Origin of the sequence: Enterobacter sp. R4-368 (assembly GCF_000410515.1) — a bacterium.
Classification (GTDB): domain Bacteria; phylum Pseudomonadota; class Gammaproteobacteria; order Enterobacterales; family Enterobacteriaceae; genus Kosakonia.
Window position 1 is genome coordinate 4,767,671 of record NC_021500.1, and the last position, 14,106, is coordinate 4,781,776.

Annotated in this window: 11 protein-coding genes; 2 read left to right on the plus strand and 9 right to left on the minus strand. The window is 53.9% G+C overall.

The window, feature by feature from the left end; genetic code table 11:
• Positions 1-648 (plus strand): MBL fold metallo-hydrolase, encoded by a 648-nt coding sequence (locus H650_RS22225; protein WP_020457249.1) that lies wholly within the window; start codon positions 1-3, stop codon positions 646-648.
• A 45-nt stretch (positions 649-693) separates the two neighbouring features.
• Here the strand turns inward: H650_RS22225 and H650_RS22230 are convergent, their stop codons facing one another.
• The 4 genes from H650_RS22230 to pncB all read right to left on the minus strand — a co-directional run bounded on the left by H650_RS22230 (position 694) and on the right by pncB (position 6,570).
• Positions 694-1,884 (minus strand): amino acid aminotransferase, encoded by a 1,191-nt coding sequence (locus H650_RS22230; protein ID WP_020457250.1) that lies wholly within the window; start codon positions 1,882-1,884, stop codon positions 694-696.
• Between the two features lie 187 nt (positions 1,885-2,071).
• A complete protein-coding gene (ompF, locus tag H650_RS22235; protein ID WP_020457251.1) occupies positions 2,072-3,205 on the minus strand; it encodes a porin OmpF in 1,134 nt (377 codons plus the stop codon).
• A 602-nt stretch (positions 3,206-3,807) separates the two neighbouring features.
• Entirely contained in the window at positions 3,808-5,208 is a 1,401-nt protein-coding gene (asnS, locus tag H650_RS22240) for an asparagine--tRNA ligase (protein ID WP_020457252.1), read from the minus strand.
• A gap of 159 nt (positions 5,209-5,367) precedes the next feature.
• Positions 5,368-6,570 carry a nicotinate phosphoribosyltransferase gene (gene pncB / locus H650_RS22245; protein ID WP_020457253.1) on the minus strand — a complete coding sequence of 401 codons (1,203 nt, stop codon included), beginning with the start codon at positions 6,568-6,570 and terminating at the stop codon, positions 5,368-5,370.
• Positions 6,571-6,833: 263 nt separating this feature from the next.
• Here pncB and pepN point away from each other — a divergent pair, with 263 nt between their 5' ends.
• Entirely contained in the window at positions 6,834-9,446 is a 2,613-nt protein-coding gene (pepN, locus tag H650_RS22250) for an aminopeptidase N (RefSeq protein WP_020457254.1), read from the plus strand.
• A gap of 205 nt (positions 9,447-9,651) precedes the next feature.
• Here pepN and ssuB read toward each other — a convergent pair whose 3' ends face one another.
• From ssuB to ssuE, 5 genes are read right to left on the minus strand one after another with little or no spacing between them, the layout of a single operon-like run.
• Positions 9,652-10,428, minus strand: coding sequence for an aliphatic sulfonates ABC transporter ATP-binding protein (ssuB, locus tag H650_RS22255; protein ID WP_020457255.1), 777 nt, complete (start codon positions 10,426-10,428; stop codon positions 9,652-9,654).
• Entirely contained in the window at positions 10,425-11,213 is a 789-nt protein-coding gene (gene ssuC, locus H650_RS22260) for an aliphatic sulfonate ABC transporter permease SsuC (protein WP_020457256.1), read from the minus strand. The genes ssuB and ssuC overlap by 4 nt, the downstream gene beginning before the upstream one ends.
• 7 nt (positions 11,214-11,220) lie before the next feature.
• Positions 11,221-12,366 (minus strand): FMNH2-dependent alkanesulfonate monooxygenase, encoded by a 1,146-nt coding sequence (ssuD, locus tag H650_RS22265; protein WP_020457257.1) that lies wholly within the window; start codon positions 12,364-12,366, stop codon positions 11,221-11,223.
• Positions 12,363-13,334: a sulfonate ABC transporter substrate-binding protein gene (locus tag H650_RS22270; RefSeq protein WP_020457258.1), complete on the minus strand. Its 972-nt coding sequence runs from the start codon at positions 13,332-13,334 to the stop codon at positions 12,363-12,365. Before H650_RS22270 ends, ssuD begins: the two co-directional genes overlap by 4 nt.
• On the minus strand, positions 13,327-13,902 hold the full coding sequence (gene ssuE, locus H650_RS22275; protein ID WP_020457259.1) for an NADPH-dependent FMN reductase: 576 nt from the start codon (positions 13,900-13,902) through the stop codon (positions 13,327-13,329). The genes H650_RS22270 and ssuE overlap by 8 nt, the downstream gene beginning before the upstream one ends.
• Positions 13,903-14,106: the final 204 nt, after the last annotated feature.

The window sequence follows — 14,106 nt, forward strand, 5'->3', positions numbered from 1 at the left end:
ATGAACTATCGTATTATTCCGGTTACCGCGTTCTCCCAGAATTGTTCGCTTATCTGGTGTGAGCAGACCCAACTTGCCGCCGTGGTCGATCCCGGCGGTGACGCCGAACGGATTATTCAGGAAGTGGACGCTTCAGGCGTGACACTGACGCAGATCCTGCTTACGCATGGTCACCTTGATCATGTTGGTGCCGCAGCCGCACTGGCGCAGCATTATGGTGTGCCGATTATCGGCCCGGAAAAAGAAGATGAGTTCTGGCTGCAAGGCCTGCCGGCACAAAGCCGGATGTTTGGCCTGGAGGAGTGCCAGCCGCTGACGCCCGATCGTTGGTTAAATGAAGGCGACAGCGTAACGGTGGGTAAAATAACGCTGCAGGTATTGCACTGTCCTGGTCATACGCCGGGGCACATTGTGTTCTTTGATGCACAATCTCGTTTGCTGATTTCCGGCGATGTGATTTTTAAAGGCGGCGTAGGGCGCAGCGATTTCCCGAAGGGCAACCATGGGCAATTGATTGATTCCATCAAGCGCAAATTGTTGCCGCTCGGTGATGATGTTACTTTCCTTCCCGGACATGGTCCGATGTCTACGCTGGGAAATGAGCGGTTGCACAATCCGTTCCTGCAAGATGAATTACCGGTCTGGTAAATAAAAAAGGGTCGCTTCGGCGACCCTTTTTGTTGCTGCTGTAACTTACAGTACGGCAACGATAGCTTCGCACAGCGGTGACATATTATCCGGCGTCATGCCCGCGACGTTAATGCGCCCTGAAGCAACCGCGTAGATACCAAACTCTTCACGCAAGCGCAGCACCTGTTCTTTGCTCAGGCCGCTGAAGGAGAACATACCGTTCTGTCTGGTGATAAAGCTGAAATCGCGGTTAGCCCCTTTCTCCTGCAAGGTATTAACAAACAGCAGGCGCATACGCTGAATGCGCTGGCGCATGTCTGTTAACTCTTGCTCCCAAATGGCACGCAGAGCCTCGTTACTGAGAATGATTGCAACCACCGACGCGCCGTGCGCTGGCGGGTTAGAGTAGTTAGCACGGATAACAGCTTTCATCTGGCTGAATGCGCGATCGGCGCTTTCCGCGTCTGCGCTCACCAATGTGCAGGCACCGACGCGTTCATTGTACAGACCAAAATTTTTTGAGAACGAACTGGCAACCAGCAGCTCTTTATGCAGCGCAGCAAATGCGCGTAATCCTTCAGCATCTTCTTCGAGGCCGCGAGCAAAGCCCTGATAAGCGAAGTCGAACAGTGGCAGCCAGCCTTTTTCAACGGACAGCTTCGCCAGTGTTTCCCACTGTTCCAGCGTTGGATCGATACCGGTCGGGTTATGGCAGCAACCGTGGAACAGCACCACATCGCCTGCCTGGGCATTGTTCAGGCTTGCCAGTAGACCCTCGAAGTCCAGCGCATGATTTTGCGCGTCGTAATAAGCGTATTCACACACTTCCAGCCCGGCGGAGTTAAATACGCCTTTGTGGTTCGGCCAGCTCGGGTTGCTCACCCAGACACGTTTTGCGGAGGTGTTTTTAGCGAGAAAATCTGCCGCCACACGCAGGCCACCCGTACCGCCAGGTGTTTGCGCGGTGCGCGCACGTTTGTCATTGATAATCGCGCTGCCTTTGCCGAACAGCAGTTCCTGCGTGCAACGGCCAAACTCAGGAATACCGTCGATACCGAGGTAGTTCTTGGTGGTTTCATTTTCCAGCAGATAAAGCTCGGCTTTTTTAACGCTGGTCAGCACCGGGGTCTTGCCGGTTTCATCTTTATAGACACCGATGCCTAAGTTGATTTTATTGGGGCGTTCATCGGCGCGAAACAGATCGGCCAGACCCAGAATGGGGTCGGCAGGGGCGGCGGTTATATTCTCAAACATGACGAGGTTCCATTTTGATGACAGAAGGGAGATCCGCTATCAGGTTAACGGCTGACACAGGAATTGCCAACCGTTTGCGATAAAAAGCGCGATGCTTTTCAAAACTCATCGTAATTTATCTTACAGGCATAAAAAAACAGGGCCAAAGGCCCTGTTTGATATGCATATAACAGTCGAGGGTGACTGATTAGAACTGGTAAACGATACCAACAGCTACGGTGTCGTCAGAACCTACGCCCAGTTTGTTGTCTTTATCAATCTGGTTGATGATGTAGTCAACATAGGTGGACATGTTTTTGTTGAAGTAGTAGGTAGCACCAACTTCAACATAGTTGATGTAATCTTCGCTACCGATACCTTCAACATCTTTCGCTTTAGATTTGTAATAAGCGATGGACGGACGCAGGCCGAAGTCGAACTGGTACTGTGCAACAACGGAGAAGTCCTGAGTTTTGTTCAGGTAACCGTTGGACTTAGCGGTGTTTCCAGGCAGAGTTGTTTTCAGACGGGTCGCGTTACGAGTTTCGCCGTACAATGCTGCCAGGTAAATGTTGTTAGCATCGTATTTGATCCCGGTCGCCCACTGCTCAGCTTTATCGCCTGTTGTACCGTAAGTTGTCAGAGCTTGCTGAGTATTGGTACGATCCGCTGCGCCGTATGCACCAACGATACCAAAACCTTCAAAGTCATAGCTTACAGAAGTCGCCCAGCCATCGCCGTTTGAACGAGTAATGTCATCTGCAGAATCTGTGAGTGATGTAGCACGCTCGTTTTTACCCAGGTACTGAACGCCGAAGTTCAGACCATCAACCAGGCCGAAGAAGTTGTGGTTACGGTAAGTTGCCAGACCACCGTTACGGCTGGAGAAGAAGTTATCGCTGTTCGCGGTATCACCACCAAACTCTGGCAGCATATCGGTTACGCCGATTGCATCGTATACCAGACCGTAGTTACGACCGTAGTCGAAAGAACCGAAATCGCCGAATTTCAGACCAGCAAATGCCAGACGAGTTTTGTTACCGCTTTGAGCATCGGTACCACCTTCAGAGTTGTTACCCTGGAAGTTGTACTCCCACTGGCCGTAACCGGTCAGTTGGTCGTTGATTTTGGTTTCGCCTTTGAAGCCCAGACGTGCATAAGTCTGGTCGCCGTTGCCGCCGTAGCTGTTGGCACCGTTGTCTTTAGAGAAGTAGTGCAGACCTACAGCTTTACCGTAGATGTCTACTTTGTTGCCGTCTTTGTTGTAGATTTCTGCAGCGTTAGCTGCACCGGCTGCCAGCAGAGCAGGGATAACCACTGCCAGAATATTGCGCTTCATCATTATTTATTACCCTCATTGGTTTTTTTGAACACCTGCCACTGCCGCCAATAAATTCCGTCAAAAAAAATTTACGGAACTATTGATGAGAGTTTGGTGTCTTTCTGTGTCTGAAAGGCATCTTTCCAAACATAACAACGTTTCGCTACTCTGAAAGTGCTACAAATGTCTTAAAGCAGTAACAAAAAGAAATATTGTGTAAGATTTTATGTATTTTCGGGAACTTTGTGAACCATCTCAAAGTTCAGCACCGGGTGCTGATTTAATGAGCGATATCATTGCTATTTATATGAATTACTTATATTTAATTAAGCTAAAGGCTTTTCTTATCCGCTAAATGCGTGTGTCGTGTTTTTTCTTATAACGGCATTTAGCCATCCAGATTGCTGTGCGTATTTTAACCAAAAGTGCTAATTAACAGGCTGACATATTCCGCAATAAACGGTTTGGGGGATTTACGTACAGAAGTTTTTCAGGTGTAAAAAGGTGCAAAGAAGGGTAAAAAACGCGACGGGGATTGGTGGGTACACTCGTGAACTGTTAATGAAAGTTGACAGGCGTCACATAAATGAAAAAGGCCAGCGATAGCGCTGGCCTTAAGAACATCAGAATGTTGCGGAACGCGGAGTCCGCGGGAAAGGGATCACATCACGCACGTTCTGTACGCCTGTCACATAGGCAATCAGGCGTTCAAAACCCAGACCGAAGCCGGAGTGCGGTACAGTGCCGTAACGGCGCAGATCGCGATACCACCAGTAATCTTCTTTATTCAGCCCCATTTCTGCCATACGGGCATCCAGGACATCAAGACGCTCTTCACGCTGCGAACCGCCGATGATTTCACCGATACCCGGCGCGAGCACATCCATCGCCGCCACGGTTTTTCCATCTTCGTTAAGACGCATATAGAACGCTTTAATATCTTTCGGGTAGTTTTTCACCACCACCGGTGCTTTGAAGTGTTTCTCGGCCAGGTAACGTTCATGTTCAGAAGCCAGGTCAACGCCCCAGTACACCGGGTTCTCGAACTTCTCACCACATTTTTCGAGAATGGCGACCGCATCGGTGTAATCAACCTGAGCGAAATCTGCCGCGATGAAACGCTCCAGACGGCCAATCGCGTCTTTGTCCACACGTTCTTCAAAGAACTTCAGGTCGTCCAGACGCTCTTCCAGCACCGCTTTAAAGGCGTATTTCAGCATCGCTTCAGCCAGACGGGCGTTATCGTCGAGATCGGCGAAAGCGATTTCTGGTTCCAGCATCCAGAATTCAGCCAGGTGACGGCTGGTGTTGGAGTTCTCCGCGCGGAACGTCGGGCCGAAGGTATAAACCTTGGACAGGGCACAGGCATAGGTTTCCGCATTCAACTGGCCGGAAACGGTCAGGAAAGCTTCTTTGCCAAAGAAATCTTTATCAAAATCGACTTTGCCTTCTGCGGTACGCGGCAGGTTTTCCATATCCAGCGTGGAGACGCGGAACATTTCGCCTGCGCCTTCGGTATCCGACGCGGTAATAAGCGGCGCAGATACCCAGAAGAAACCTTGTTCGTCGAAGAAACGATGCAGCGCCTGCGCCAGCGTGTGGCGAACGCGCGCAACCGCGCCAATCAGGTTAGTGCGCGGGCGCAGGTGAGCAACTTCACGCAGATATTCAATACTGTGGCGCTTTGCCGCCATCGGGTAGGTATCCGGATCTTCAACCCAGCCGGTGACGTCGACAGAGGTCGCCTGAATTTCCAGAGTCTGGCCTTCGCCCGGTGACGCCACGACTTTGCCGGTGACGATAACGGAGCAACCGGTGGTCAGACGCAGCACTTCGTCATGGTAATTGGGCAGAGAATTATTAATAACGGCCTGTACAGGATTAAAGCAGGAGCCGTCATAAACGGCGAGGAAGGAGATACCAGCTTTAGAATCTCGGCGGGTGCGTACCCATCCGCGTACGGTGACTTCACTGTCAACGGCCACGCGGCTATGGAATACGTCGGCTACAGGCACAACGCTCATAATATTCTCTCTGTTAATAGTCGGAAAAAATAAACACTTGTCCGCCCGATTAGGGGGGATATCTATGTTACCTGGCGTACGCCATCAGACAAGCAGAATTCGCAGGAACCATTAATAAATTATTGGCAAAAAAGAAGGGAGCCCCCAGGCTCCCTGCTATTAACTGGCTTTTTTGACCTGCGGCAGGTCAAACGCTTCGCGTAAGGCGCGAACAAACGCCTTGTCATGGCAGATAGTTTTCCCGGGGCTGTCGGATAATTTTGCTACCGGTTTTCCGTTGCACTCAACGAGCTTAATAACAATATTCAGCGGTTTTACGCCGGGAATATCACACGTCAGGCGTGTCCCGATACCAAAACCCAGCTTGACGCGATCGGCAAAGTGGCAATAGAGATCCAGCGCTTTGTTCAGATCGAGATTATCCGAGAATATTAGCGTCTTCGACAGAGGATCGATGCCGAGTTTTTCATAGTGGGCAATCGCTTTTTCGCCCCATTCCACCGGATCGCCAGAATCATGGCGCAGACCCTGGTAACGGGTTGCGAATTCCGGACCGAAATCACGTAAAAACGCATCCATCGTAATGCAGTCTGTTAACGCAATCCCCAGTTGGTTTGGATACTCCTCAAGCCAGGCCGCGAGTGCCGCGCGCTGGCTGGTGGCCAAATCGGGGCTGATCTGTTGGTGGGCCTGGAACCACTCATGCGCCTGGGTGCCCATGGGGGTCAGCGACAGCCGGCGGGCCAGGTCATAATTACTGGTGCCAATAAACCAGGGTTCTTGTTGCAACCGTTCGACTATCGCTTGTTGCACATCGCGGGAGAAACGGCGGCGCGTACCGAAATCCATCAGACGGAAACCGGACATATCTACCTGCGCGGTGCGCGCAGCGAAATCCGCCAGTTTCTCTTCCAGATGCAGCAGAGCCTGCTGCACGCCAGTCTGTGGCGAACGGCAGCGGTGAACCACTTCACTGATCACTGCCAGCAGCGGCACTTCCCACATGATCACTTCGCGCCACGGGCCGGAAAGGCTGATATGCAGCTTGCCGTTGTCGTTAGTAATCGTGACCTGGCGCGGGTCATAACGAAAATGACGGAGCCAGTTAAGGTAGTCAGGCTGAAAGAAGGGGAGGCCGGACAGCCACAGATACTCGTCATCTTGCAGACGCAACGATTGCATCGCGTCGACCTGTTCGCGAATCGCATCTGCGTAGATACCGAGCAGGTCATCGCCGCGACAGCGGAATTCAGCCGACACATGCACGTCATAATAGTGGTGAAACACCGCTTGCTGCATGTGCAGCTTGTAAGCGTCGGTATCCAGCAGCGTTTGCAGACCTGAAAAAGCGAGTTGAGTCATGGTGCGCAGTAGCATCCTCTTACAGGAGCGTTTAGTACAATAAACAAAGCAGAATGTCGCTGGAGTATACCTTGTTTACCTGGTTATTGAACCCTGATCACACCATAAGGCGTTGAATGGGTCGATGGCATTTCGTGCCGACTGTTATAAAAATGTAGCAGACAGAGCTTTTCCCTCTGAAAAGATGAAGATTCTGCGTGGCGCGTTTGCGGCAACCGGAATAGACTGGAGTCGTAACCAACAGAAGATGCTAAAGGTTTTTTATGACACAACAGCCACAAGCCAAATACCGTCACGACTACCGTGCGCCGGACTACCTGATTAGCGATATTGACTTGACCTTTGACCTTGACGCCGCCAAAACCGTCGTCACTGCGCTGAGCAAAGTGTCACGCCATAGCGCCTCTGCTGTGCCGCTGCGCCTGGATGGCGGCGAGCTGACCCTGATTTCCATTCACGTAAATGATGAGCCCTGGACCAACTATAAAGAAGAAGGCTCCCAACTGGTGATCGATGGTTTGCCAGAACGTTTTACCTTGCGCATTGTGAATGAAATAAGCCCGGCCGCGAACACCGCGCTCGAAGGGCTGTACCAGTCCGGTGAAGCGCTGTGTACGCAGTGTGAAGCGGAAGGCTTCCGCCATATTACCTGGTACCTGGACCGCCCGGATGTGCTGGCGCGTTTTACCACCAAACTGATTGCCGATAAAACCCGCTACCCGTTCCTGCTCTCTAACGGCAACCGTGTTGATCAGGGCGAACTGGAGAATGGTCGTCACTGGGTACAGTGGCAGGATCCGTTCCCGAAACCCTGCTATCTGTTTGCGCTGGTCGCCGGAGATTTCGACGTGCTGCGCGACACATTCACCACCCGTTCCGGGCGTGAAGTGGCGCTGGAGCTATATGTCGATCGCGGCAACCTCGATCGTGCACCGTGGGCGATGACCTCGCTGAAAAATTCCATGAAGTGGGACGAACAGCGTTTCGGCCTCGAATACGATCTCGACATCTATATGATTGTCGCTGTCGACTTCTTCAATATGGGTGCCATGGAAAACAAAGGGTTGAACATCTTCAACTCGAAATACGTGCTTGCCCGCACCGATACCGCTACCGATAAAGATTACCTTGATATCGAGCGCGTCATTGGTCACGAATACTTCCATAACTGGACCGGTAACCGCGTAACCTGCCGCGACTGGTTCCAGCTCAGCCTGAAAGAGGGCCTGACGGTGTTCCGCGATCAGGAGTTCAGTTCTGACCTGGGCTCCCGTGCGGTAAACCGCATTAATAATGTGCGCACTATGCGTGGTCTGCAGTTCGCCGAAGACGCCAGCCCGATGGCGCACCCGATCCGCCCGGATAAAGTTATTGAAATGAATAACTTCTACACCCTGACGGTGTATGAAAAGGGCGCGGAAGTTATTCGCATGATGCATACGCTGCTTGGCGAAGAGAATTTCCAGAAAGGGATGCAGCTCTATTTTGAGCGTCATGACGGTAGCGCGGCGACCTGCGACGATTTCGTGCAGGCTATGGAGGATGCGTCAAACATCGATCTGTCGCATTTCCGCCGCTGGTACAGCCAGGCCGGTACGCCAGTGGTGACGGTGCACGATGATTACAACCCGAACACCGAGCAATACACGTTGACCATCAGCCAGCGCACACCGCCGACCGCCGAACAGCAAGACAAACTGCCGCTGCATATCCCGTTCGATATCGAACTTTACGATAACGAAGGTAAAGTGATCCCGTTGCAGAAAGACGGGCACCCGGTACATAACGTCCTGAACGTCACTCAGGCGGAACAGACCTTTATCTTTGATAACGTCTATTTCCAGCCAGTGCCGTCGCTGCTGCGTGAATTCTCTGCGCCGGTGAAGCTGGAATATAAATGGAGCGATCAGCAGCTGACCTTCCTGATGCGCCACGCCAGTAACGATTTCTCCCGCTGGGACGCGGCGCAAAGCCTGCTGGCTACGCACATTAAACTGAACGTTGCGCGCCATCAGCAGGGCCAGGCGCTGTCGCTGCCACTGCATGTCGCGGATGCGTTTCGCGCGATCCTCCTGGACGAGACGATTGATCCTGCGCTTGCCGCAGAGATCCTGACGCTGCCGTCGGCAAATGAGATCGCCGAACTGTTTGAAATCATCGATCCTGTGGCCATCGCGGCGGTACGCGAAGCGCTGACGCGCACGCTTGCCACCGAACTTGCGGATGAGTGTCTGGCGGTGTACAACGCGCACAAACTCGATAGCTACCGCGTTGAACATGCGGATATCGGCAAACGCTCTTTGCGTAACACGTGCTTGCGTTACCTGGCGTTTGGCGATGCGCAACTGGCAGACAAACTGGTGAGCCAGCAGTATCACGACGCAGATAATATGACGGATGCGCTGGCGGCGCTTTCGGCGGCGGTTGCCGCGCAACTGCCGTGCCGCGATGCGCTGATGCAGGAGTACGATGACAAATGGCATCACGACGGTCTGGTGATGGATAAATGGTTTATTCTGCAGGCCACCAGCCCGGCGAAAGATGTACTGCAAACGGTGCGCAGCCTGTTGAAACACCGCTCGTTCACCCTCAGCAACCCGAACCGCATCCGCTCGCTGATTGGTGCTTTCGCCAGCAGCAACCCGGCAGCGTTCCATGCGCTGGATGGTAGCGGCTATCAGTTCCTGGCGGAAATGCTAACCGAGCTGAACAGCCGCAACCCGCAAGTGGCATCGCGTCTGATTGAGCCGCTGATCCGCCTGAAACGCTATGACGCTAAACGTCAGGCGATGATGCGTGCGGCGCTGGAGCAGTTAAAAGCGTTGCCGAACCTTTCCGGCGATCTGTACGAGAAAGTCAGCAAAGCGCTGGCGTAACAAAAATGCCGCCTTCACCGAAGGCGGCACTGTTTTCCCCGCAAAGGGCGCGCCGAAACCGTTATAAAGCCGCGTATACCAGTCCGTGATTTACCCCCGCCCACCTGGCTGAATTCAAACCGGTTGACGACTGCGCCGACAGAGCGTGGTTTTCAGTAAGCAATAAACCTTAACGGGCGCGACCTGTGCTGGTTACTACAGAACATTAAGCGTGACGCGTTTTTGGGAACGGAACGGTTTCCGACTCGCTGCGTTTCATCACCCGATTCAACACTTCCGCTTCCAGTTCTGCCAGTCTCACCGAACCGAGGCGGCGCGGATGCGGCAGATCGATGGCCAGGTCCAGCCCGATTTTTCCCTCTTCTATTAACAGGACGCGATCCGCCATCGCTACCGCTTCACTGACATCATGCGTCACCAGTACTACCGTGAAACCGTGTGTCTGCCACAGCTCCATAATCAGTGCCTGCATCTCCAGACGGGTTAACGCATCCAGCGCACCCAGGGGTTCGTCGAGCAGCAGCAACCCCGGTTGATGTACCAGCGCCCGTGCCAGCGCGACCCGCTGTTTCTGCCCGCCGGACAACGCCGCAGGCCACTCGCTGGCTCGCTGTTCCAGCCCGACCGCGCGTAACGCATCCTGTGCGGCTTCCCGCCAGCGGCCTTTCAACCCTAAACCAACATTATCTATCACAGACTTCCATGGCAGCAGCCGGGCATCCTGAAACATCATCCGCGTGTCGTTTTGAATATTCGCCAGTGGTGTATTGCCCGCTAACAGCTCTCCGGCATTGGCGGTTTCCAGCCCGGCCAGCAGGCGCAGCAATGTGCTTTTGCCTCCACCGCTGCGGCCTACCACGGCGACAAACTGCCCGGCGGCAATATGCAGATCCAGGCCGCTGAGCACGGTGTTATCGCCGTAACGTTTACTCACGCCGTTTAATAACAACGGGATCCCCTGAGTGAGTCGCGCCGTATTCATGCTGTTGCCTCCTTCACGTGGTAAGCGGGATGCCAGCGCAGCCACAGGCGCTCCAGCAATTGCGCACTCACATCGGCCAGTTTGCCGAGCAGGGCATAGAGAATAATGGCTACCACCACAACATCCGTTTGCAGAAACTCTCTGGCGTTCATCGCCAGGTAGCCAATTCCGGCGTTGGCGGAAATAGTCTCGGCAACAATCAGCGTCAGCCACATCAGGCCGAGCGCAAAGCGTACCCCGACCATAATCGACGGCAGCGCGCCGGGCAGGATCACATGAACAAAGAGCGCAAAACCGGACAAACCGTAGCTGCGCGCCATCTCCAGCAATCCCCGGTCGATATTACGAATGCCGTGCCAGGTATTGATATAAATGGGGAACAACGTGCCGAGCGCGACAAGAAAAATTTTCGCACTCTCATCGATACCAAACCACAAGATAACCAGTGGGATCAGCGCCAGATGCGGCACATTGCGCAACATCTGGATGGAGGTATCCAGCAGACGTTCTCCCCAGCGCGACAACCCGCTAATCAACCCCAGTGTGAGACCGATAGTGCCGCCAATCGAGAAACCAATTACCGCGCGCCAGGAGCTGATCGCCAGGTGTTGCCACAATTCACCGCTCACGCTTAATGTCCAGAATGCTTCCAGCACGCCTTCCGGTGAGGGAAGGATGCGCGTGGAGAGCAAGCCGGTGGAGGAGGCGATTTGCCACACCACCACAATCCCCACCGGCAGTAGCCAGGGGGCAATGTGCAGGAGCCATTTCTTTTCTGCCGCCATAATTGCCTCAGCTTTGCGCCACTTTTCGGGGAATAAACTCGTTCGCCACCGTTTCGCCCTGTAACTGCAACGGTTGTGGCTGCGGAATTTGCGGCACCGCGACATCCAGGTGCGGGAACAGCAGTTCGCCGACGCGATATGCCTCTTCCAGGTGTGGATAGCCGGAAAGAATAAAGCTGTCGATGCCAAGCTCAGCGTATTCATCGATTCTTGCCGCGACGGTCGGGCCATCGCCCACCAGCGCGGTTCCCGCGCCGCCGCGTACCAGCCCAACGCCAGCCCACAGGTTGGGGCTGATCTCCAGTTGATCGCGCTTGCCGCCATGAAGCGCCGCCATCCGCTGTTGACCTACGGAATCCTGGCGAGAGAAGGCGGCCTGCGCTTTAGCAATCGTGGCATCATCCAGATGGGCGATCAGGTTATTCGCTGCCTGCCAGGCTTCGGCATTCGTTTCCCGGACAATCACATGCAGCCGAATACCGAAGCGCACTTTACGCCCGTGGGCTGCGGCTTTGGCGCGCACCTGTTCAATTTTTTCTTTTACCTGCGCTGGCGGCTCGCCCCATGTCAGATAGAGGTCAACCTGCTCAGCGGCCAGATCCTGCGCCACATCGGACGATCCACCGAAATAGAGCGGCGGTCGCGGTTGCTGCACCGGCGGGAAAAAGAGTTTCGCGCCGCGTACATGAATATGTTTGCCCTCGAAGTCTACAGTGTCGCCTTCCAGCAGACGACGCCAGACGTGAGTAAACTCCGCGGAGGCTTCATAACGCTGCGTATGATCGAGAAATACGCCGTCTCCGGCCAGTTCCTGCGGATCGCTGCCGGTTACCAGGTTAAACAGCGCACGTCCATTTGATAGCCTGTCCAGCGTGGCCGCCTGGCGTGCAGCAACGGTCGGCGACGTGACGCTGGGACGCAGGGCGACAAGAAACTTCAACCGCTGCGTTACCGGGACAAGTGAGGCGGCGACCAGCCACGCATCTTCACAGGAGCGTCCGGTCGGGATCAGCACCCCGCTGAACCCTAAACGATCCGCCGCCTGAGCGACTTGTTGTAAATAAGCATGATCTACCGGGCGCGAGCCGTGGTCCGTCCCTAAGTAGTGACCATCGCCGTGGGTGGGTAAAAACCAGAACAGATTTAAGCTCATGATTTGGCTCCTTGTTTGGCCGGTTGCCAGATACGGGTGCGAATATCGACTTTTTTCGGTAGCAACCGGTTCTCATAAAAGAGATCGGCCGTTTGCTGTTGCAGTGCGGCGGTGGTGTCATCGACCGGTGAGATTTTGGTCGGTGGACGGTGATCGAAATAGCTGGCAATCACCGGCTGGGGCAGCCCCAGCGTTTTGGCAAACAGCGCGATGCTTTCGTCACGCTGGCTAATGGTTAACGCATCGGCTTCGCTAAAGGTGTTCAGAACGCCCTGAATAAATGCACCGTTTTTTTCCGCATAGGGACGCGAAGCTAAATAGAAGGAGCCAGTCTGTTTCAGCGTGGTGCCGTCTTTCAGTACCCGCACGCCACCCTGCAGTAGCGCGGCCGAGTAGTAAGGATCCCAGATGGCCCATGCATCAACGTTACCTTGCTGGAACGCGGCGCGCGCATCCGCAGGTGTCAGAAACACCGGCTGAATATCGCTGAATTTCAGCCCGGCCTGTTGCAGTGCGCGCAGCAGTAAATTGTGTGAACTGGAACCTTTCTGGAAAGCGACTTTATGCCCTTTCAAATCGGCAACCGTTTTAATTGGACTGTTTTGTGCAACAAGGATCACTTCTGCTTTCGGCTTTGGTGGCTCAACGCCGACATACAGAAGATCCGCCCCCGCGGCTTGCGCAAAAATTGGCGGAATGTCGCCCGTGCTGCCGAGATCGATACTGCCAATATTCAGTGCTTCCAGCATTTGCGGGCCTGCCGGGAATTCCGTCCAGGTGATTTTGGTGTTCGGGTAGCGTTTTTCCAGTAGTTCATGGCTTTTTGCCAGCACCATGCTGACGCTGCCTTTCTGGTAACCAATACGCAAACTTTCCGGTGCCGGTTCGGCGGCCTGCGTCCAGGCGGAAAGCGTCAGTAAACCGCTTAACGCCAGCCATTGCGCGCGATTTTTAAACAGGTTAAACATGCGCGACTCCTTGCGGCAGGTGGAAATCCGGCGCCTGGATATCCCGGCGGTGCAGCGCTTGCCAGAAAGTTTCCAGCGCCTTATCCAGTCGGGTTTGCAGATTGGGCGTCAGGCTGGGCTTATGCTGGTAATCCAGCACCTGGCTATCATCGGCGAAGACGCCATGCAGGATCTCTTGCGCTTTCAGTGCGCTGAGCACCGGCTTCAGGGCGTAATCCACCGCCAGCATATGCGCCACGGTGCCGCCAGTGGCCAGCGGTAACACCACTTTGCCTTCCAGCGCCCGTTCGGGCAGCAGATCGAGCAGCGTTTTCAGGGCGCCGGAGTAAGCCGCTTTATAAATAGGTGTCGCGACGATTAACCCGTCGGCCTCGTTGAGTTGCCCAATAAATGTTTGTAACGCGGGGCTATCAAAGCGGGCATAGAGGAGATCCTCCGGCGCGAAATTTTGCAAATGCCAGTGACACACTTCGATATCCTGCGCATTCAGGCGCTCGCGGGCATACTCCAGCAACGCGCTGGAGCGGGAGGGAAAGCGCGGGCTTCCGGCCAGGGTGACAACTCTCATAATCGCTCCTTATAACCAATTGTTTGCTTTTAGATAACATTAATAACAATTAAGGGCAGTGTGGCAGAGTCGATTTATTCCACTAAATGATTTATTCGATGAAAATATGCTGAAATTTGCATAAAGGAGAGAGGTAAGAGAAAACGATTGCGTCGATTCGCCTTTTTTTGCCGCAGGTCAATTCCCTTTCGTCGGGTAATCACT

Bases quoted from the DNA above. Each gene is read 5' to 3' on its own strand.
- H650_RS22225 (WP_020457249.1), top strand. From the start codon at position 1: ATGAACTATCGTATTATTCCGGTTACCGCGTTCTCCCAGAATTGTTCG.
- H650_RS22230 (WP_020457250.1), bottom strand. From the start codon at position 1,884: ATGTTTGAGAATATAACCGCCGCCCCTGCCGACCCCATTCTGGGTCTG.
- ompF (WP_020457251.1), bottom strand. From the start codon at position 3,205: ATGATGAAGCGCAATATTCTGGCAGTGGTTATCCCTGCTCTGCTGGCA.
- asnS (WP_020457252.1), bottom strand. From the start codon at position 5,208: ATGAGCGTTGTGCCTGTAGCCGACGTATTCCATAGCCGCGTGGCCGTT.
- pncB (WP_020457253.1), bottom strand. From the start codon at position 6,570: ATGACTCAACTCGCTTTTTCAGGTCTGCAAACGCTGCTGGATACCGAC.
- pepN (WP_020457254.1), top strand. From the start codon at position 6,834: ATGACACAACAGCCACAAGCCAAATACCGTCACGACTACCGTGCGCCG.
- ssuB (WP_020457255.1), bottom strand. From the start codon at position 10,428: ATGAATACGGCGCGACTCACTCAGGGGATCCCGTTGTTATTAAACGGC.
- ssuC (WP_020457256.1), bottom strand. From the start codon at position 11,213: ATGGCGGCAGAAAAGAAATGGCTCCTGCACATTGCCCCCTGGCTACTG.
- ssuD (WP_020457257.1), bottom strand. From the start codon at position 12,366: ATGAGCTTAAATCTGTTCTGGTTTTTACCCACCCACGGCGATGGTCAC.
- H650_RS22270 (WP_020457258.1), bottom strand. From the start codon at position 13,334: ATGTTTAACCTGTTTAAAAATCGCGCGCAATGGCTGGCGTTAAGCGGT.
- ssuE (WP_020457259.1), bottom strand. From the start codon at position 13,902: ATGAGAGTTGTCACCCTGGCCGGAAGCCCGCGCTTTCCCTCCCGCTCC.